Below are 19,701 nucleotides of genomic sequence, written 5' to 3' on the forward strand. Positions count from 1 at the left end.
GGCGCCCACTTTTTTTGTGCTGATTTGCGAACGCCCTCAGAAACTGGTGAAACGGGATGCGACATGCTATCCTTTTGACGAGTGAGGTGAACGTATTGCAAATCATTGTGAACTGCTTTGTCCCCTGGCAAGAAGGGGTTGTTATGTTACAAAAACCACGGCACGGATGGTGGTACTTGCCTGGTGGCAAGGTGGAAGATGACGAGCTGTGGCGTCACGCAGCCATGCGCGAGTTCACCGAAGAGTCCGGATTAGAATTGGCAGATGCGACGTTGTCAGGTATCTATCGTGTACGCGTCGCAGCCGGGGTGGATAGCCCTGAAAAAGAGCGGCTGATTGCCCAGTTTATCGGCAGCGGTGCGCGGGGGGAATTGCATCACGAACATCGTGAGGGGAAACTTGCGGTGGTCACGACGGCTGACATCTTACACTTGCCAATGGATGAGGGAGACAGGCTGATGGTGCGGCATACATTGGCAGCCTATCAGCGTAAAGATAAAAATGTGTTTTTTGGCCGTTTTTCTTATACGGCAGACCAACAAATGCTGGACTGGGAAATTGAACCGCATAATTATCTACATTCAGCCCAAACTCTGTCCGATAGTGAGGGAGATGATGCCAGATGACGTTGCGCCCACAAACTATCATCCTCACCGGGATGTCCGGCGCGGGGAAATCGGTCGCGATGCAGGCGCTCGAGGATATCGGTTTTTTTTGCGTCGACAATTTGCCACCAGCGTTGATGCCGAGGCTGCTGGAGATGGCCGAGCACGCTTCCGGCACGCTCGGCAAAGTGGCGTTTGCGTGTGACTTGCGCGGCGGCGCCTTGTTTAAGCCGCTTTTGATGACGGTCGAGGAGTTGCGGCAGCGCAAGGACATGGATGTGGTGTTGGTGTTCCTCGATGCAGATGACGCGACATTGGTTCGCCGCTACAAGGCTTCGCGTCGGCGGCATCCACTCTCGCCGTCCGCTCGGTTGACCGAGAGCATCCAACAGGAACGAGAAGTGCTGGCGAGCGTTCGGGTGGCGTGTGATATCGTGATCGACACGAGTGATATGGCTGTGGGTAGACTCAAACAGGAACTCCAACGGCATTTTCAGCTGCATGCTGAGCGGATGCCGGTACATGTGCTTTCCTTTGGTTTTAAATACGGTGTTCCCTTGGACGCGGACATGATTTTTGATGTGCGTTTTCTGCCTAATCCATACTATGTGGATGATCTTCGTCCGTTTACAGGGGAGGATGACCCTGTTTACGACTACGTAATGCAGTGGCCTGCTTCCAAACAGTTTGTCACGAAGACCGAGGAGATGTTGGATTTCTTGTTGCCGGAGTTTCAAAGCGAGGGAAAAACGCACTTGGTTGTGGGGATCGGTTGCACAGGCGGTCGGCATCGCTCTGTGGCCATTGCTCGTCATATCGCAAATCACTTGCGCGCGCTTGCGGACGTGGACTTGACGCATCGGGACAGGAATCGGGAGGGGTAAACCATGCGGCAATGGTGGTTGCTGGCTTGGACGATTGCCTGTTTCGGCGTCGGTATTTTAGCTGGTGTGTTGCGATTGGCGCATTGGCGGCATGGGACAGAGCTTGGGCTGGCAGTGCTTGTGGCGGCTGTCGTGCTGCTCGCCTTCGGTTGGTGGTCCGATATGCGCCAAGCCAAGAAACGAGCAAAGTGGCGCGAACGGCGGTTGAAAATTGTCGCTTTGGGCGGTGGAACAGGTTTATCTACCATTTTGCGTGGTTTAAAGGAATTCCAGGTGGATTTGACCGCAGTTGTGACGGTTGCGGACGATGGCGGCAGTTCAGGTCGGCTGCGCAATGATTTTGCGATGCCGCCGCCGGGGGATATTCGCAATTGCTTGGTGGCGCTGGCAGATACGGAACCATTGCTGGAGCGGTTGTTACAGTTTCGCTTTCCGTCTGGGGAAGGTTTGGAAGGACATAGTTTTGGCAATCTATTTCTCGCTGCGATGACACACATTATGGGCGACTTTGAATCTGCCATTCGTGAAACCAGCCGCGTCTTGGCTGTGCGAGGACAGGTACTGCCTGCCGTGAATGAAGATGTGCGCCTGCGCGCCTATCTTACTGATGGCAGTGTGGTAGAAGGAGAGTCAAATATTCCGGAGGCGCGCGGTCAGATCGAACGGCTTGAGCTGGTGCCAGGTGGTTTGGAGCCTTTGCCGGAAGTCATCAAGGCCATTGCGCAGGCGGATGCCATCGTGGTTGGGCCAGGCAGCCTATACACCAGCATTTTGCCAAACCTGCTGGTGAACGGCATGGTGGACGCCATTCGCGCCAGTGACGCTCGCAAAATTTACGTGTGCAATGTGATGACCCAACCGGGTGAAACAGATGATTTGTCCGCTTCCAGTCACGTGAGCGCGATTTATCAGCATGTGGGTGAGCGACTGTTCGATTATGTTCTGGTCAATGCGGCACCTTTGCCGGAAGAAGCTTTACAGCAGTATCAATCGCAATCCAGTTATCCCGTGCGCGTCGATATCGAAGAGTTAAACCGCTTGGGGATCAAAGTTGTCGCGCGGGATTTTGTCCACTATGCGACATATGCTCGTCACGATAGCCGCAAGGTTGCGGAGCAAATTGTCAGTTTGCTGGGCTATGAGCGGGGATAGTCGCAGTGTGGCCAATGCGCATGATGCCAGGCGTTGCGCAAAGGACGAATGCTTGAAGGGGGAGGAGCCATCTTGTCGTTCGCTGCCGAGACGAAAAAGGAACTCACAAATATTTCACAGGACGCCTGTTGCGCACAAAATGAGCTGCGGGCCATTTTGGCGATAAGCGGTGTTTTTCGTTCTGTCGGCGAACGGCGTCAGTTGGTTGTTGAAACGGAGAATGTGGCAACGGCTAGACGCATTTACACCGAGTTGAAGGCGCAATTTGACACGCGACCGGAAGTGTTTGTGCAAAAAAAGATGCGGCTGAAAAAGAACAACGTCTATGCCATTCGGCTCCCCGCTTCGCATGCGGAGTCCGTGCTGTCGAAACTTGGCTGGCGCGGTAATGTGCAAGAGGGTTCGCTTGAGCCTGTTTGGCCGCTGCCAGATGATGATTGTTGCAAGCGGGCATTTTTACGCGGCGCTTTTCTCGCTGGAGGTTCTGTCAATGCGCCCGGCAGTCCATCTTACCATCTGGAGATATATGTGACAGAGGTTGTATTTGCAGAACAACTGTTGGCAATGATGAATGCGTATGAGTTGCATGCACGTAAAACGAACCGCAAAAAAGGGTACATTGTCTATCTCAAAGAAGGCGAGAAAATCGTTGACTTTCTCAATCTGATTGGCGCCGTGCAAGCGCTGCTCAAATTTGAGGATACACGCATTTTAAAAGGCATGCGCAATCAGGTCAACCGTTTGGTCAACTGTGAGACAGCCAATATGAACAAGACCATCGCTGCGGCCGTACGGCAATTGGAAACCATTCGTTACGTGGATCATCGCATGGGCATTGCGCAGTTGCCGGATCATCTACGAGAAATCGCGGAAGCACGGTTGCGTTATCCGGAGGCGAATCTACAGGAACTGTGTCAACGCTTGGGCAATCGCGTGTCAAAGTCTGGGTTGAATCATCGGTTTCGCAAGTTAGAAGACATTGCAAATCAATTGCGTGGAAACCGCTCGACTTAGTCAGAATGTCGCCACAAATTGAGGCGGCACAGCGCTTTTTCTCGATTTGCCCACGTGATATACTGATAAACAAAATAAACCAAATAAAAATGAAATATGGTGATGTTGATGGTGCAAAAAGAAGTGGTTGTGAATTTAAAAGGTGGTTTGTTTGCGCGCGCGGCGGCGAATTTTGTGCAGGCAGCCAATCGGTTTCATGCAGAAATTTTCCTCGAAAGAGATGGCAAAGCCGTAAACGCGAAGAGCATCATGGGCGTCATGTCCTTGGCCGTGGCTGCAGGGCAACCTGTCATCGTACAGGCAAATGGCCAAGATGAAGAAAGAGCTGTAGAACAGCTTGCCCAATTGATCGCATCAGATCAATTGAATTAAACCGGGTTAAGCGCGTATTCGGCGTTTCCGTTTCCGTTCTGGCTGCATGGGCTTGGTCATAGACTAGGACATGGGGCTGAAAGGGGGAACGCATGCATGAAAATGCGTGTTCGGAGGCGACGCCGTTTACCCTTGCGTATCCTCTTGATTTTGTTCGCCGTTGGCGCGCTGGCACTATTTGAGCTGTACCACTTTGTCATGCCGTTTGTCGCTCGCAACCCACTTTACCATGAAGTGACGATTGGGGAATCGGTCATTGGCGACTGGCGGTATGAGGGTGAAGACGAGGAAGGATATCTGCGTTTCGCCAACAAACCGTTGGAAGAAAACGTGACACTGCCGCCAACATCGAAGCTGTTCGGGGCTGACGGGAAGTTTGTCGTGATCGAAAATTACGAACCCGGTTCACTCACATTTGCTGAACCGTTGCAAAGTGCGCCGCCGATTTGGTATGTCATCATGGTGGGCGTAGTTGGGGCATCTTTATGGTTTTTTATCTTTCGTATCAAATCTCGACGCAAACATCGCATGCAAATGCGCAATTCCTCAAAAATGAAATCTCCCCTTGAGCATATGCCCAAAGTTTCTCGTGGTCGCCGCTTTCGTGCGTCCAAACAACAGAGGACACGTTTCTTCCGCTAGATTGTCAACTGCAGTGGCACACGTTCCCTGGTCTTGGTTTGGCCTTTTCCGGAAAGTCATGGTACGCTATAGGGAAAACGCGGTTTTTGGATTGAAGGAGGGGCGTGCGTGGCGCTGCGAACAGGCCGTGTTCAACAGATTCACAAGCGGGACGAGCGCGGGATTGATCGGTCAAATGAGCCTTTTACAATTGAGCGGTTCTTCCGGAGACCAGGTCTAGTGGCGGTCCAACGCCCTGCATTTGAGCACGGATATAGTCAACACCTGCGCGAAATTTACCCACAATGGGGAATCGCGGTCAGTACATGCCTGGAAGATAATACGCCTGTAAAACATCCCCGCCTGCGGTTTGATCACTACGTCGATTTGGTGAAAGTGTGGGAAGATCAGGAGTACATCTACGTCGAGGATATGTATGTGGATGTGTTGATATATGAACGCTCATATTACCATGTTATCGATTTAGAGGAATTCGGCGAAGCCATTTTTATGCGCCAAGTCAGTATGGCAGAGGCTCGACGCGTTTTAGAAAATACACAAAAGTTTGTCGACAGCATGAAACGCAGTCGGTTATCCTACCAGGTTTGGAAACACAAATACGGCATTCACAGAAAATACCTCTAAACGACAGTTGGCTGTTTTCGTCATGAGGAGTAGACAGAGCCCACAACTTTGTGGACTCTGTCTATCGACGCCCGTGTCTAGGGGACATGTGAAAATCCATCAGATTGAAGGACTCTGGATACATATCCGGTGTTCGATTCTGATTGTATAGAGGATTTTTTCACTTGTCCCTAGGTCAGTCTTCAATTTCCTGCATGACTTCTTCTGCGATACCAGATGCACTCATTTTGGATGCAGGTGACATTCCGCCGAGCTTTCCGCCCAATTGCGATTTTCGCATGGCTTCCCATGCGGCGATACCGACACTCGCTCCGACAAAGAGCGCGGTCATGGTACCCATGCCGCTTCTGCGTCTCGGCGCGACGCGGTGACGCACAGAGCTTGCCATGGCACTCATAAGATTCAACATGGACAGCACCTCCTCGCGTGTATTCTGCCCTGCTTTTTCGTTTGTATTATCGGGATGTTTTGCAAAAAAAGACAAAGGATGATCCGGATGTTGAGTGCCTACAAAACGGAGATCCATCCTACGGACGAAAAACGCCGACAGATTAATCGGACATTCGGTGTATGCCGCTATCTGTATAACCTGTTTATCGCGGTGAACAAAGAACGATATACTAAAGGCGAGAAATTCATGTCTGCCAACGCCTTCGATAAATGGATAAATCATGTCCATTCACTGGAACGTCCGTGGATTAAGGAAGTCTCGTCCAAAGCCCGAAAGAAAGCAATGGTCAAGTGTTCAAGAACATCAACAAGTCTTCCGCAATCAAACGCATAGAGAAGCGTTTGAAGCGAGCGCAGCGGGCGCTATCCCGCAAATACGAGCAAAGAAAGAAGGTGAAGCCTGCTACTGAATGCGGAAGCAACATAGCCAAAAACGTGTTAAGAGTGCAGAAGGTACAAATGTGTCTTGCGAACATGAGAAGCGCGTATCGTGCGGATGTCGTGAGTGAGTTGGCGAAAACCAAGCCAGCATACATCACAATTGAACATCTGAACGTCAAAGGCATGGTATGCAACCGACATTTGAGCAAGTCCGTCGCAAGTCAAGGGTTCTACGACTTCAAAGAGAAGCTCACAAATGCGTGTCGGAAATTTGGCATCGAATTGAGAGAAGCGCTGCTCTTCTACCCATCCCGCAAAATTTGTTCTTGTTGTGGGCATAAGAAAGTGAACCTTTCCCTTGCGGAGCGCGTATATGTTTGTGAAGTCTATGGAAATACGATGGACAGAGATTTGAATGCGGTGATGAATCTCATGCAAACGCGAGCGTATGTGGTGCTCACATAACAAGACCGTATACATGTACGGCGGGCTACGTCGGAATTCACGCCTGTGGAGTGTCACATAAACCGTAGTAGTGAGCAAGTGGCGAGGCGGGGCACGGTGAAGCAGGAACACTCTAGCATGGACATTTATCTATGTTTTCAGTAGCAGGATTTGGGCTCGTGTGCAATCAGTCGGAAAGCTTGGATGAGTTCGGACATAAATTAGTTTTGTGGTATGAAGCGCACCATCGAGCTTTGCCGTGGCGCCAGACGTCAGATCCATATCGCATCTTAGTCAGTGAGACGATGTTGCAACAGACACGCGTTGAGACGGTGATCCCGTATTATCATCGCTTTCTGGAACGATTCCCGGACATTTCGAGTTTGGCGGCTGCAGAGGAATCGGACGTGCTAAAATTGTGGCAAGGTCTCGGTTATTATTCGCGGGCCCGCAATTTACAGCGCGCGGCAAAAGCGGTGTGTGAACAGCATGGCGGCGAGATTCCAGCCGATGCCGAGCTTGTTCGGGCCTTGCCGGGCGTTGGGCCGTACACGACCGGCGCGGTGATGAGCATTGCTTTTAACCAACCTGTTGCGGCGGTCGATGGCAATGTTTTGCGGGTGATGGCGCGTTATCTGGGGATAGAGGAGCCGATTGATGAGGCGCGTGTGAAATTGGACATCGAAAAACAGGTGCAGCAAATGGTTGAAGGCAGTGTGCCACGGCTGTTCACACAGGCTTTGATGGAACTTGGGGCGGTGGTCTGTACGCCCAAGCGCGTCCAGTGCCTGGTCTGCCCGGTTCGGGATGGCTGCGTGGCCACGGCGACAGGGCGCACCGCCGAATTGCCGCGACGCAAGCCGAAGAAAGCGCGCAAACAATATGCCATCATGGCGCTTTGGCTTGAACAGGACGGTCATTTGCTAGTGGAACAACGTCCTGACACTGGATTGCTGGCTGATATGTGGCAATTGCCAATGGTGGAGATGACGGCCAGCAAAGCGACAGCGGACAATTTGTTGCTGGCGGCAGAACGACGTTTAGCCACACTGCTGGATGTCGACACTGATGCTGTTGTCGTGCGAGAAACGCCAGATGGGGAAGCGGCGCAGAAATTTGTGCAGATTGCAACTGCGCGGCACATTTTTACACACTTGGAGTGGGACGTGTCCGTCTTGCGTCCTGTTGGATTGCACAATGTGAGGTTGTCGCAAAGCGAGACAGGCGCCTTGCGCTTTGTGCCATTGGCGGATCTGAAAAAACTGGTTTGGCCGAAGGTGTACGAAAACATTTTACATGAGGTGCTCGACATCGATGTGGCACACTGAATTGTGAATTGCATGAGGCCCATAAAAACGATGGGCGCCACACAATCGGATGTCTTGTAAAGGAGGTATTTCACATGCAAGCTTATACGCTATCGCAAAATAAACTGATGAGTCGAGTCTTTCTTGGTCTATTTGGCACGCTCCTCATGGCGCTCGTCGGGGTGTTGGTGGGGACGCAACTTCCATATGGACTGATTCCTTTGTTGAGTATCGTTGAATTGGTGATGATAGTTGTCGCCATGTTCATGCAGCGCCGCCGCAATATTGGGTTTGGCTTTGTCTACACTTTTACGTTCATATCTGGTATCACACTGTGGCCGATCATTTATAGCTCCAGTATAACTCTGGGCACTGGCTTGGTCATCAAAGCCTTGGCTGTGTCGGCGGGGGCGTTTCTCATCGCCTCTATCGTGGCTGCGAACACGTCGCTTGATTTCTCGTTTCTGAATGGGTTTCTGTTCATTGGGTTGATGGCGCTGTTGCTCATGGGGATCGTATCCATATTTACGGGTTTTTCATCTGTGATGAGTTTGGTTTACGCGCTCTTGGGCATTGGCGTATTTGTCGGTTATATTCTATTTGACGTCAATCGCATTGCTCGGCAGGGGCTGTCCGCGCAGATGGTGCCGTGGGTCGTGCTCTCACTGTACCTTGACTTTGTCAATCTATTCTTGTTCGTCTTACGCCTGATGGGTGTGTTGCAATCCTCGGATAGGCGTTAAAGGCGAATGCGCGTAAAAACATGGCGTATTTGGTTGCAAAGTGCGCGTACTTGAGTATACTGGAAAGCAATTCAATCAAAACTGTTGCAGAAAAGCAGCCAGTCGCAACTTGCTGTTATAGGTGAGTGGGAATGACGCTTTCAGTCGTTTCAACATAGGTGTTTGCGGGAATCATGCCTCTCGTCCTATATGGGACGAGAGGCTTTGTAGTTTCAGGAGGATGACGGATGGAATACCAACCCCAAGAGATTGAACAGAAATGGAAAACGCGCTGGCGCGAACAGCACGTACACAAGGCGCGGCAAGACAGCGGCAAGCCGAAATATTACTGTTTGGACATGTTCCCATACCCATCGGGAAATGGATTGCATGTGGGGCACTGGCGAGGATATACGATTTCAGATGTTTGGAGCCGCTTTAAAAAATTGCATGGTTATGAGATTCTGCATCCCATGGGTTGGGACGCGTTTGGCTTGCCAGCCGAAAACTATGCGATTCAAAACGGGATTCACCCACGGGTGGCGACCGAAAAAAACGTCGCTAAATTCAAGCAGCAGCTTGAGGAAATTGGCGCGATGTACGATTGGGATCGAGAAATCAATACGTCTGATCCCGACTATTATCGTTGGACACAATATTTCTTCGTGAAGATGTTTGAACGGGGGTTGGCTTACCGGCAAAAGATGCCTATCAACTGGTGTCCAAGCTGTAAGACCGGTCTGGCGAACGAAGAGGTCATCGATGGCAAGTGTGAGCGCTGTGGCACAGATGTCACCAAAAAGGAAATGTACCAATGGATGCTCAAAATTACCGCATATGCGGACCGTCTCCTCGACGACCTGGACGAACTGGAGTGGCCAGAGCATGTAAAGCGGATGCAACGCGCTTGGATTGGCCGCAGCGAAGGCGCGCGTATTCGCTTCCAACTGGTCGATCACGCCGAACAAATCGAGGTCTTCTCGACACGGCCGGACACCATCTACGGCGCGACTTACATGGTATTGGCGCCAGAGCATCCGCTGGTCGGAAAAATTGTGACAACAGCGCAAAAGTCTGCTGTGGACAGCTATGTGGACGAAGCGCTGCGCAAATCCAATATCGAGCGCCAAATTGTCGACAAGACGAAAACGGGCGTCTTCACGGGCGCATATGTGGAGCATCCGCTGTGTGACCGGAAATTGCCCGTTTGGGTGGCAGATTACGTGCTGATGGATTATGGCACGGGCGCCATTATGGCTGTCCCTGCACACGACGAGCGCGACTATGATTTTGCCGAGCAGTTTGAGTTGCCTATCATTCCGGTCGTCCAGTCGCCAGATACGCCGACAGAGGGGCTTTACACGGGCGATGGCGTGATGGTGAACTCCGCGTCGTTAAACGGCCTTGCCGTGGACGAGGCGAAAAAGGCGGCCATTCGCTTGTTGGAGACAACGGGGCAGGCGGAAGCGACCGTGAACTATCGCCTGCGTGACTGGGTGTTTGCGCGGCAGCGGTACTGGGGCGAGCCGATTCCGGTTGTCCATTGTGATCACTGCGGAACTGTGCCGGTTCCTGTGGAGCAACTGCCGATTCGTCTGCCGGATGTGGAGCGGTATGAGCCGACAGGCACAGGTGAATCACCGCTTGCGGCGATTGAGTCGTTTGTCAACACCACCTGTCCGCAATGCCAACGACCGGCGCGCAGGGAGACGGACACCATGCCGCAATGGGCCGGGTCTTGCTGGTATTTCCTGCGTTATGCAGATCCGCACAATCACGAAGCGCCGTTCGCCAAGGATGCGATAGATTACTGGTTGCCCGTGGATATGTACATCGGCGGCGTCGAGCACGCGGTGTTGCACTTGCTCTATGCGCGCTTCTACACGAAATTTATTTTCGATCTCGGCTTGATTCAGTTTTCCGAGCCGTTCAAGCGACTGTTTACACAGGGGATGATCACCCTCAACGGCGCTAAGATGAGCAAGTCGAAAGGCAACGTGGTCAACCCGGACGACATCATTCATCGCTATGGCGCCGACGCGCTGCGCATGTATGAAATGTTCGTTGGCCCACCGGAAGATGAGGCGGAATGGAATACGAACGGCCTGGAGGGCGTCGCGCGCTTCCTTGGGCGAGTATATCGCTTGACGGCGACCCATCGGACGAAGTTGGTCGCCGAGCGAGATGCGTTGACGAAACTGCGGCATCGCTTTGTCGCTTCGCTCACCGAGCGGATGGAGTCATTCCGATTCAATACGGCTGTCAGCGCGTTTATGGAGTATATCAATGCGCTTGCCAACGAGGCGAAGAATGGCATTGATCGCGCCACGTTGGAGACGCTCGCGGTGACCATCGCGCCATTTGCGCCGCATCTTGGCGAAGAAATGTGGCAGCAGCTGGGGCATGAAAAATCTGTCTTTGACGCGGTTTGGCCAGTGTTTGACGAGAAGTGGTTAGTGGATGATGAAGTGGAGATCGCCGTACAGGTCAACGGCCGCGTGCGCGCGAAAACCAACATTTCCACAACAGCGACACAGGATGAGGCCATTGCACGCGTCAAACAATTGCCAGAAGTTGCCGAGTGGATTGAGGGCAAGCAAACGGTGAAAGAGATTTATGTCCAGGGTCGCCTGGTGAATCTCGTTGTGAAGGGGTGAGTTCGCCTCTTTGCGCGAGCTTGTCATAGAGCGCGATGCGTTTCGCGCCAGCCGACTCATGAAAATGTGAGTCGAACGAGGCGGCGCGGATGGCACACACCAAGGTAGCGTATGATTTCAGGCTAGGGGAGTCGCTGAGGGATGAGCATCGTTTTGCCTGCCTTAGCGGCTTCTCTTTTTGTTGTTTGACAAGAGCAGACGCGGCGTCATCGGTTTTTCTGCGATATGATACTATTAAAATAGATCGGCAGACAAAAGAGGGAACGGACATTGGACGGAACGACATCACCGTATGGACAGAAGTTATATATGCGGATTGCGCAAAATATCCGATCCATGATCGAAGAAGGACAATTGCGTCCAGGTGACAGATTGCCGCCTTTGAAAGACTTGGCGGAGGAATTCTCCTGTAGCCGCGCCACCGTGCGTGAAGCGCTAGGCGCTTTGCGGGGACAGGGTCTGGTTGAGTTTCGTCATGGCAATGGGACATATGTGCGTACAGCGAGTGTCGAGATGTGGATGCAGCCCTTGGACGCAGCCATCTTGCTTGGAACGGATCAAGTTCGTGATTTGCTTGAGCTTTTGACGTCCGTTTTGGCGGCAATTGCAGCCTCTGCGGCGCGGGCGCGGGCGACGCGGGACTATTCGGCCCTTGCGCGGGCTTTGTTCAATTTGGAGGCCGCCAGTCGGCAGGGCGAACATGGCATTGCCAGCGAGTTGCATTTTTATGCGGTATTGGCCGAGTGCTCAGAAAATCACGTGTTACTCAATACCTTTCGCGTGCTGCAAGAGGCTTTGCGCAGCAGTCTGCGCTTGTTCAGCCCGAAGCGCGAAACAGGGCTACGCACGTGCCGGGCGGTATATGACGCTGTGCAGATGGAAGATCCGCGTTTGGCGCGAGAGGCGATTTATGACTACGGCGATGTACTGTTGCGGCGTGCCAGTGAAAGATCTTAGAGGAACATGGAGAAATGCACTACAAAATTTGCGTGGTTTAGTGTAGAATAAAAATGTAAGCGCTATCAGCAACTTAGGCGGAAAGGTCGGATTGTATGGTGCCGAAATTGCTTGTCGCGACATTTTCAGCTGACGATAAAGCGTTCATTGAACAAGCAATCAATGCAGGCGTCGATGTACGCGTTCTTAATTGTTTTGAAGAAACACAAGCCAAGCTGCGCGCATGGTATCCCAATCACTGCTTGAATGTGCCAGCGCACAGGTCTACGGTGAAAGAAGCCGTACAGTTGTCAGGCTTTGATGTGGCGGTGATTCGCGCTACGGCAGATGACTTTGTCAAGAGCGCTTTACTCACCCAGACGTTGCGGGAAGCGCGCGTCAATTGGGTGTTGGTGATCGCGGCGGATCCAACGCGTGTTTCTTTATATCGCAGGTGTGGAGCGCACCACGTCATCTTGGAAAGTGGAGCGGCGGAGATTTGGCAGGAAATTGCCCCGTTTCTGTCAATGCACGTAACTGCCTCGTAAGTAGATCGCCATGTGTGATGCGTCCCGCATCAGCAAAATCATGATAACTACCAGTCAAGCAAGGCATCGTAGATGGGGCACGCACAGGTATCGACTTTATTTTCAGGATAGACTCAAAGTTGGCGGTGCGTGCCTGTTTGGTGCATGCCGCCTGTGCTTATATAGAATGTGTCGCTCTCGTAATTCCGGTATGATACATGATTGATATCGTGTACAATGATTACATAGACTGCAACGCGTGGTGTTCCACGCTTTATGCCGATTAGACCCGCCATGCGTGATGCGTTTCTCACCAGAGCATCATGAAAATACCAGTCATATCAGGCATCGCGGATGGCGCAGCACCAAGGTGTTGTATGATTTTTAGGATAGGAGGGACAGTTGGTGTCCACTTCAATGCGGATTGTATTTTTTTTCGTCGCGCTGATCACGATGGTGTGTTTGGCGGTTGCGTCCATTTTGATGGCCCAGGGACAAGGGTGGCTGGCAACGTTGTTTTTTGTGCTCGCGTTTGTTCTGATAGGGTTTGCGTTTATGACCAAGCGTAGGGTGTATCGACCACAATCACAGTAAGACCCAATGGGAAGGGAGCTTTGCATGTGCGATTCCCGCGTTCACAACGAGCGTTTGAAATGCAGAGATACCTGTTGCGTCTTGTGGAAGTTGCCTTGTTGTGCGTGTTTATTCTCGTCGTCGCACTGTTATTGGCGCTGCTGTTAAAGTATATATTGCCGTTTGTCATTGGCTGGGTACTGGCTATTCTGTTGATTCCTGTAGTTCGTTGGGGCGAGGAACGGGGGCTCCCGCGTTTGGCTGCAGTCATCGTCGTCTTGGCACTCTTGGTTTTGCTTGTCGCCCTGTTTTCTGGGGGCGTCATTGTCGGGATCACACGTGAGGCCACATCGCTCATTGTGAATAGCCAGTCATTCTTTGCGCGCGAAAACGTGTGGATACGTCATCAACTGTCTGCGGGAAAAGTGTTTTATGGACAACTCCCTCCTCAAGTGACCACTGAACTTCAACATGCGTTTCAGCAAGTCGTTCAAGCTGGCGGCGTTGGGCTGAAAAAGACTTTGACATCTTTCCTAGGCTCCTTCACACACCTGCCAGAAATCTTGTTTATTGCTGTGATCGCTGTCATTACGTCGTTCTTCATCTTGTTAAAACACGAGCGAATGATGGTCTTTTTCTTCCGTATGGCTCCACCAGGTTGGGAAGGGAAACTGAATGTCGTTTTGACGGACATGTCGAACGCTTTTTTGGGGACGATTCGAGTTCAATTTATCCTGATGTGCCTGTCGACGGTTCTCGGTATTTTGGGTATGTACGTGTTGGGCATTCCGTACGCGCTGCTTTTGGGTGCTTTTTTTGGTTTGGCAGGCTTCATCCCGGTTTTAGGATCCGCCATTCTGACAATTCCCTGGGCGTTAGGCGCGCTTGTCATCGGCGATGTGTCGCTGGCCATCAAAGTGATCTCGCTGCAAATCGTCATCTCCATCATTCGGCATATCGTCGAGCCGAAACTCCTTGCGAACACGGTTGGACTTGACACGCTGTCCACATTGTTTGCACTCTATGTGGGTTTGAAATTGATGGGGATTCTCGGACTGTTCATTGGCCCCATCATCTTGATTGGTGTCAAAGGTCTGTTGTCCACTCATCTGTTTGTCGATTTTCTGCCGGATATCTCGCGTCAGGCGTTCGATGCAGGGGAGGATGACGACCATTGAACTTGATCAGCCTTCACGCGGATGGCGGCGCCCACCGCATCTGGACGCAAGCTAGCAAAACCAGCGTGGCGCACACGTATCTTGTACCACCTGGCGCCCCGGTCATAGAGGCGAGCGGTGAACAGTGGTCTAGTGACTTTCCTGTTGTCATTTGGTTCTGGCCTAGCGCTTATTTTCAGGTATGTATGTTGCTGAAAGAAGATAGGACGGATTATTATTGCAACATTATCACGCCAGCGCTGTTCGGCACTGAGGTCGTATTTGTCGATCTCGACTTAGATGTCCTGATCAACGACGGAGAGACGCTCGTCGTTGACAGAGATGAATTCGAGGTGCGCAAATACGCGTATCCAGCCGACTGGATTGAGCGTGCTGAAGCGGCGACAGCATGGCTCGTGCGGGCGGCGGAAAAGCAGTGGGGGCCATTTCAGCCCGCCACTGCACGGGTGTGGCGTGAGATTGCAAAGCGAATGTCAAATCAGGTATCAGAATGATTGCCGCCGCCATCGTTCAAGAGTTTGCGCGCGCGTTCCATAATGGCAAACAGGGTTCGCGAATCTTCTTCCAGTTGTTCAGGGCTCACTGTTTGTTCTAAGGGCGTTTGCTGCGTGCTCAATTGTTCTTCCAGTGCTTCCACTCGACTGGCGAGCACTTCGTTTTCTTGTTCGATTTGGGTTAAGTATGCCCGTAGCTTGTGGTATTGGGCGTCATATGTCTGCAAGAAATCAATGACGTCTTTGATGGATTCACTGGTAGCCTGGACCGCATGATTCGTGTTGGCGGCGGTTTCGGGCGTGGTTGGGGCTGACGCTTGGCTGCTATGCTTGCGCGCCTCTTTCGCTTTTTCTATTTCACTACGATAATCCTTGCGGACAACGCCGTTCCAACGGTAGCCGCAAGCCGCGGGGGTACGGCCTAACAGACTTGCTGCTTCCTCAAACGCCTTGAGTTGCGTACTGCCGTTGCTGATGTGATTTAGCACCAAATCAGCTAAGCGTTGGTCGTCTTCCGGTGTCCACGCATCTGAACGCGAGGCCCATTTTTCTACCGTTTGCAAGGTGATTCCTCCCTCTAGTCTGTACTATACTTTATTTCCATGGTGTACAAGATTCATACAGTGCCTCTATGCTCTGTTCATTATCATGCTATGTTCGATTTTGTAATTCGTGACCTACAACCGAGAAATTTCGTAGAGAACATTTAAAAAAGCAGATCGCCATGCGTGATGCGTCCCGCGCCAACAGCATCATGAAAATAGCAGTCAATCAAGGCATTGCGGATGGCGCAGCGCCAAGGTATCGCATTATTTTCAGGATAGGCAAAGGAATGCTAAATTACCAAGAAAAACGAACAGGAGTTCGCATTGTTCCTGTCGAAAGTAAAACAGAGTTTGCTCATGTATACAAAATGTGGATGATAGACCACCATGCGTGACGCATCCTGCAAGAGCAGAACCGTGAGAATGCCAGTCATATCGAGGCATCGCGGATGGCGCAGCAACCAAGGTGCCAATTAATTTACAGGACAGAGAGGAGCGTTCTAAATGAATTTGGCGCAGTTGTTGAGTGAGTGGCAACGAGACGAGGCTTTCATGCAGCAGGTCGCGGCGTGGCGTGTGCGTGAAGCGCGGCCTGGGCGGTTCCGCGCGCTGCCGGATTCTCTTCACCGCAATGTGGTCGAGGCGCTCCACAGTCGCGGCATTACACAGTTGTACAGCCACCAGGAAGCGGCCTGGCAGGCTGCGCATGAGGGGCGCGATGTCATGGTTGTCACACCGACCGCGAGTGGGAAAACGCTATGCTATAATATGCCAATTTTAAATGCCATCTGCGAAGATTCGTCAACGCGGGCACTTTATATATTTCCAACCAAGGCGCTCGCGCAAGATCAAGTCGCCGAACTCAATGCGCTGATTGCCAATGTCAAAACACAAGTTCACTCCTTTACATATGACGGCGATACGCCAGTTCACGCGCGCCAGAAAATTCGCGAGGCAGGGCATATCGTGGTCACAAATCCAGATATGTTGCACGCTGCCATATTGCCGCATCATACCAAGTGGCTGCGTTTGTTTGAGAATCTAAAATACATCGTGATCGACGAGACACATATTTACCGTGGTGTATTTGGTAGCCATTTCGCCAATGTGCTGCGGCGGCTCGAACGGCTTTGCGCATTTTATGGAGCGAAGCCGCAATACATCATGAGTTCAGCCACCATTCGCAATCCGGGAGAGCTTGGGCACTTGTTGACCGGGCGGGATTTGTGCGTGATAGATGAGTCTGGCGCGCCGGAGGGAGAACGACATACGCTCTTGTACAATCCGCCAATCGTTCATCAGCAATTGGGATTGCGTCAGTCAAGCCTGCAGACCGCGCGCCGAATTGGCACGCGTTTACTGCGAGAAAACATCGCGACCATCGCGTTTGTCAAGACGAGGACACAGGTAGAAGTGCTGTCTTCATATCTGAAAAACGATGTCAGTGAACGCATGAGGGCGGGGATTGTGGGATATCGCGGGGGATATCTGCCCAGTGAGCGCCGAGCGATTGAGCGGGGGTTGCGCAACGGTGATTTGCGTGGTGTCGTGAGCACCAATGCTTTGGAATTGGGCGTTGATATTGGTTCGCTAGACGCGTCGCTGACGGTGGGCTATCCGGGTTCCATTGCGTCGGTGTTGCAGCAAAGCGGGCGCGCAGGTCGACGGCGCGGCGTCTCGCTGGCGATGTATATCGCCAATGCATCCGCGTTGGACCAATACCTGATTCATCATCCGGAAGCGCTGCTCGACGTCTCGCCGGAATCCGCCCGAATCTATCCGGATAACTTGTTGATTTTGATGGACCATCTCAAGTGCGCCGCATATGAACTGCCGTTTGCGTCAAATGAGTCGTACGCTGTGGAAACTACGAACGAGTTGCTCGATTACTTGACCGACGCCCGGATTCTCCACCGTGGTCGAGATGAAAAATACTACTGGATGGCCGATGCGTTGCCGAGTCATCATGTTTCTCTGCGCAGCGCGGCGCAGGAAAACGTGGTCATCATCGACGAAACGGCGGCAAAACCGAATGTCATTGGTGAGACGGACAAGTTTAGCGCTTTGACGATGTTGCATGAAGAGGCGATATATCTGCATCAATCCAAGTCGTATCAGGTGGAAAAACTCGACTTGGACAACGGCAAGGCGTTTGTCCGCGCGGTGGAGGCGGATTATTACACAGACGCCGAATTGGCGGTCAGACTGCAGGTATTAGACGAGTTGGAGCAACAGACGGGCGCGGCGGGCACGACACATACATTCGGTGAAGTCGCCGTCAATGCGACACCGACCTTGTACAAAAAAATCAAATTTGACACGCATGAAAACCTTGGCTGGGGGCGCATTCACCTGCCGGAAGCGGAATTGCACAGCGTAGGCTACTGGTGCGCTTGGGAAGCGGGAATGTTTCCGTTCAGTCAAGACACGTGGGAAAGCGCGCTGAAAGGAACAGGCTATCTGCTCAAACATGCCTGCGCGCTGCACTGCATGTGCGCGACGTCCGACTTGCACATCACGGTCCAAGTGCGAGATCCGCTTCACGCGCGGCCGACACTGTACATCTATGATGCATATCCGGGGGGCATCGGCCTGGCGGAACGGGTCTATCGGGATAGAGATCTGATCCTTCCTGCCGCGTTCGACATGGTTCGACGGTGTGTATGCACATCGGGTTGTCCGTCGTGCGTAGGGCCAGGTCAGGCGGATGAAGAATTAAAGACGCACGTGTTGCAGTTGCTTGCCACATTGTGTGATACACCGGTATATGTTTGATTTGGCAGAATCGGATGAAATCGCGGTCAATTTGTCGGTGTGTGGCGAAGTTAGGGAACTGATGTAGGATGAACCATTTGTGGAGGGTATCGTATGGCGCGCAGCTTGCTAGATAAATTAAAGTCGCTTGAGCAATCGGTTCGTGCCCGTACGGTGCCAGAGGAGCCGATGCCTGCCACTTCTGTCAATCAGTTTGCGCAATCGCCAGTCTCGGGAGCACAATCGCTTCTTCTGGCCGGTTTTGAACAAGTAGATACCCCTTATGGCGCGTGTTGGCGGCGTCAGACTGCGATAGATTTGTTGACGCGTCACGGGGAACGCGTTTTCGCAGAAATTCTCAACGCCGATTTTGCTGTGTTGGCCAACTTGGTAGGGACAACTTTCTCAGTGTCGCAACTGCGGTTTTATGATGTTGAGACCAACGGCTTGGGAACTGGGGCAGGCACATTTCCCTTTCTTCACACCATCGGCTCTGTGCAAGCGGACGAGCTGTGCCTGACGCAATTCCTGGTAGACGATTACGATGCTGAAGCGGCGGTTTTATTCAGTCTTGGCGAGGAGCACCTTCAGGATGACACCGTCATCGTCACATTCAACGGCAAGTCCTTTGATTGGCCATTGCTGCAAAATCGACGTTTGTTACACCGTCTCCCACCATTGCAGCGTCCACAGTTGGATCTGCTCCATCCGAGTCGCCGTTTGTGGCGGCATCAGTTGTCACGAGTCACATTGGCCAATGTGGAATCGCATGTACTTGGCTTTCAACGTGTGAACGACTTGCCCGGAAGTGAAGCGCCCACGCGTTATTTTCGCTATCTGGAGACGAAGGATGTTGACGAGATCGCGCCAGTTTTGCAGCACAATGCGATGGATGTCTGTTCGCTCGTTGTTTTGCAGGTCGTCATCACCTGCTTGCTCAACGGCGAGACAGTTCCGACATCAGCAGCCACCCATGTCGCGCTTGCGAGCTGGTATGACGCCTGGGACAATGTGCAGGCAGCAGGCGCAGCGTATCAAAATGCGGTCGCCGCAGCCGATGCGGATTGGCATGCGCACTTTAAATATGGATTGTTCCTCAAGCGCCATGCGGATGCGGCAGAGGCAGCCGATTGGTGGCGGATTGCGGCGGAGCGGTTTCCAAAACACGTCGAGCCGCTCGTCGAATTGGCCAAATGTTACGAGCATCGTCTGCGGCTGCTGTCAGAAGCGGAGATGGCGGTGGAAGAGGCGCTGCGCCGGATCGTCAACACCACCAATTCATTGCTTCTGCCGCATCGCGTAGGTGTATCACTTGAGGGACCGCCTGACTCGCCACTGGAGGCAGCGCTCAAGCATCGTCTACACCGCATCAAGCAGAAGCAGGCCCGTCAGTCGCATTAGTCGCATTAGTCGCAGAAAGACTGCATGCGCAGGGGACAG

At 52.3% G+C, this 19,701-nt stretch carries 19 protein-coding genes and 1 pseudogene; 18 read left to right on the top strand and 2 right to left on the bottom strand.

Annotation, left to right across the window (positions count from 1 at the left end; all coding sequences use genetic code 11):
* Positions 1 to 56: 56 nt before the first annotated feature.
* From ACFSB2_RS26290 to ACFSB2_RS26320, 7 genes are all read left to right on the top strand, one after another.
* Positions 57 to 626 (top strand): NUDIX domain-containing protein, encoded by a 570-nt coding sequence (locus tag ACFSB2_RS26290; protein ID WP_377946201.1) that lies wholly within the window; start codon positions 57 to 59, stop codon positions 624 to 626.
* Positions 623 to 1,489, top strand: a complete 867-nt coding sequence (rapZ, locus tag ACFSB2_RS26295; RefSeq protein ID WP_377946202.1) for an RNase adapter RapZ — start codon at positions 623 to 625, stop codon at positions 1,487 to 1,489. Before ACFSB2_RS26290 ends, rapZ begins: the two co-directional genes overlap by 4 nt.
* Before the next feature lie 3 nt (positions 1,490 to 1,492).
* The gene (locus ACFSB2_RS26300; protein ID WP_377946204.1) at positions 1,493 to 2,641 is read left to right on the top strand and encodes a gluconeogenesis factor YvcK family protein; all 1,149 of its coding nucleotides are present in this window, start codon (positions 1,493 to 1,495) and stop codon (positions 2,639 to 2,641) included.
* Between the two features lie 72 nt (positions 2,642 to 2,713).
* Entirely contained in the window at positions 2,714 to 3,655 is a 942-nt protein-coding gene (gene whiA, locus ACFSB2_RS26305; RefSeq protein ID WP_377946206.1) for a DNA-binding protein WhiA, read from the top strand.
* A gap of 108 nt (positions 3,656 to 3,763) precedes the next feature.
* Positions 3,764 to 4,027 (top strand): HPr family phosphocarrier protein, encoded by a 264-nt coding sequence (locus ACFSB2_RS26310; RefSeq protein WP_377946313.1) that lies wholly within the window; start codon positions 3,764 to 3,766, stop codon positions 4,025 to 4,027.
* 96 nt (positions 4,028 to 4,123) lie between these two features.
* On the top strand, positions 4,124 to 4,669 hold the full coding sequence (locus ACFSB2_RS26315; RefSeq protein ID WP_377946207.1) for a hypothetical protein: 546 nt from the start codon (positions 4,124 to 4,126) through the stop codon (positions 4,667 to 4,669).
* Positions 4,670 to 4,777: 108 nt separating this feature from the next.
* Positions 4,778 to 5,293, top strand: a complete 516-nt coding sequence (locus ACFSB2_RS26320) for a DUF402 domain-containing protein (protein ID WP_377946209.1) — start codon at positions 4,778 to 4,780, stop codon at positions 5,291 to 5,293.
* 175 nt (positions 5,294 to 5,468) lie between these two features.
* Here the strand turns inward: ACFSB2_RS26320 and ACFSB2_RS26325 are convergent, their stop codons facing one another.
* Complete coding sequence (locus ACFSB2_RS26325) at positions 5,469 to 5,702, bottom strand: hypothetical protein (protein WP_377946210.1); 234 nt, start codon at positions 5,700 to 5,702, stop codon at positions 5,469 to 5,471.
* An 87-nt stretch (positions 5,703 to 5,789) separates the two neighbouring features.
* Here ACFSB2_RS26325 and ACFSB2_RS26330 point away from each other — a divergent pair.
* From ACFSB2_RS26330 to ACFSB2_RS26370, 9 genes and pseudogenes are all read left to right on the top strand, one after another.
* A pseudogene (locus ACFSB2_RS26330) lies at positions 5,790 to 6,589 on the top strand (RNA-guided endonuclease InsQ/TnpB family protein).
* 131 nt (positions 6,590 to 6,720) lie between these two features.
* Positions 6,721 to 7,896: an A/G-specific adenine glycosylase gene (gene mutY, locus ACFSB2_RS26335; RefSeq protein ID WP_377946211.1), complete on the top strand. Its 1,176-nt coding sequence runs from the start codon at positions 6,721 to 6,723 to the stop codon at positions 7,894 to 7,896.
* A gap of 74 nt (positions 7,897 to 7,970) precedes the next feature.
* The gene (locus ACFSB2_RS26340) at positions 7,971 to 8,618 is read left to right on the top strand and encodes a Bax inhibitor-1/YccA family protein (RefSeq protein WP_377946213.1); all 648 of its coding nucleotides are present in this window, start codon (positions 7,971 to 7,973) and stop codon (positions 8,616 to 8,618) included.
* Positions 8,619 to 8,845: 227 nt separating this feature from the next.
* A complete protein-coding gene (leuS, locus tag ACFSB2_RS26345) occupies positions 8,846 to 11,254 on the top strand; it encodes a leucine--tRNA ligase (RefSeq protein ID WP_377946215.1) in 2,409 nt (802 codons plus the stop codon).
* Between the two features lie 270 nt (positions 11,255 to 11,524).
* Complete coding sequence (locus ACFSB2_RS26350) at positions 11,525 to 12,211, top strand: FadR/GntR family transcriptional regulator (protein WP_377946216.1); 687 nt, start codon at positions 11,525 to 11,527, stop codon at positions 12,209 to 12,211.
* 98 nt (positions 12,212 to 12,309) lie between these two features.
* Positions 12,310 to 12,738 (top strand): hypothetical protein, encoded by a 429-nt coding sequence (locus ACFSB2_RS26355; RefSeq protein ID WP_377946217.1) that lies wholly within the window; start codon positions 12,310 to 12,312, stop codon positions 12,736 to 12,738.
* A gap of 384 nt (positions 12,739 to 13,122) precedes the next feature.
* A complete protein-coding gene (locus tag ACFSB2_RS26360; RefSeq protein ID WP_377946218.1) occupies positions 13,123 to 13,311 on the top strand; it encodes a hypothetical protein in 189 nt (62 codons plus the stop codon).
* Positions 13,312 to 13,370: 59 nt separating this feature from the next.
* Positions 13,371 to 14,468 (top strand): sporulation integral membrane protein YtvI, encoded by a 1,098-nt coding sequence (ytvI, locus tag ACFSB2_RS26365; RefSeq protein ID WP_377946220.1) that lies wholly within the window; start codon positions 13,371 to 13,373, stop codon positions 14,466 to 14,468.
* On the top strand, positions 14,465 to 14,962 hold the full coding sequence (locus ACFSB2_RS26370; RefSeq protein ID WP_377946221.1) for a DUF402 domain-containing protein: 498 nt from the start codon (positions 14,465 to 14,467) through the stop codon (positions 14,960 to 14,962). Before ytvI ends, ACFSB2_RS26370 begins: the two co-directional genes overlap by 4 nt.
* On the opposite strand, the gene ACFSB2_RS26375 is transcribed toward ACFSB2_RS26370, so the two are convergent.
* Positions 14,947 to 15,525 carry an RsfA family transcriptional regulator gene (locus ACFSB2_RS26375; protein ID WP_377946222.1) on the bottom strand — a complete coding sequence of 193 codons (579 nt, stop codon included), beginning with the start codon at positions 15,523 to 15,525 and terminating at the stop codon, positions 14,947 to 14,949. The genes ACFSB2_RS26370 and ACFSB2_RS26375 overlap by 16 nt on opposite strands.
* Positions 15,526 to 16,011: 486 nt before the next feature.
* On the opposite strand from ACFSB2_RS26375, the gene ACFSB2_RS26380 reads away from it, so the two are divergent.
* The gene (locus ACFSB2_RS26380) at positions 16,012 to 18,282 is read left to right on the top strand and encodes a DEAD/DEAH box helicase (protein ID WP_377946224.1); all 2,271 of its coding nucleotides are present in this window, start codon (positions 16,012 to 16,014) and stop codon (positions 18,280 to 18,282) included.
* 93 nt (positions 18,283 to 18,375) lie between these two features.
* Entirely contained in the window at positions 18,376 to 19,662 is a 1,287-nt protein-coding gene (locus ACFSB2_RS26385; protein WP_377946225.1) for a ribonuclease H-like domain-containing protein, read from the top strand.
* The last annotated feature ends 39 nt before the right edge of the window (positions 19,663 to 19,701 follow it).

Origin of the sequence: Alicyclobacillus fodiniaquatilis, from assembly GCF_042678105.1 — a bacterium.
Taxonomy (GTDB): Bacteria; Bacillota; Bacilli; order Alicyclobacillales; family Alicyclobacillaceae; genus Alicyclobacillus; species Alicyclobacillus fodiniaquatilis.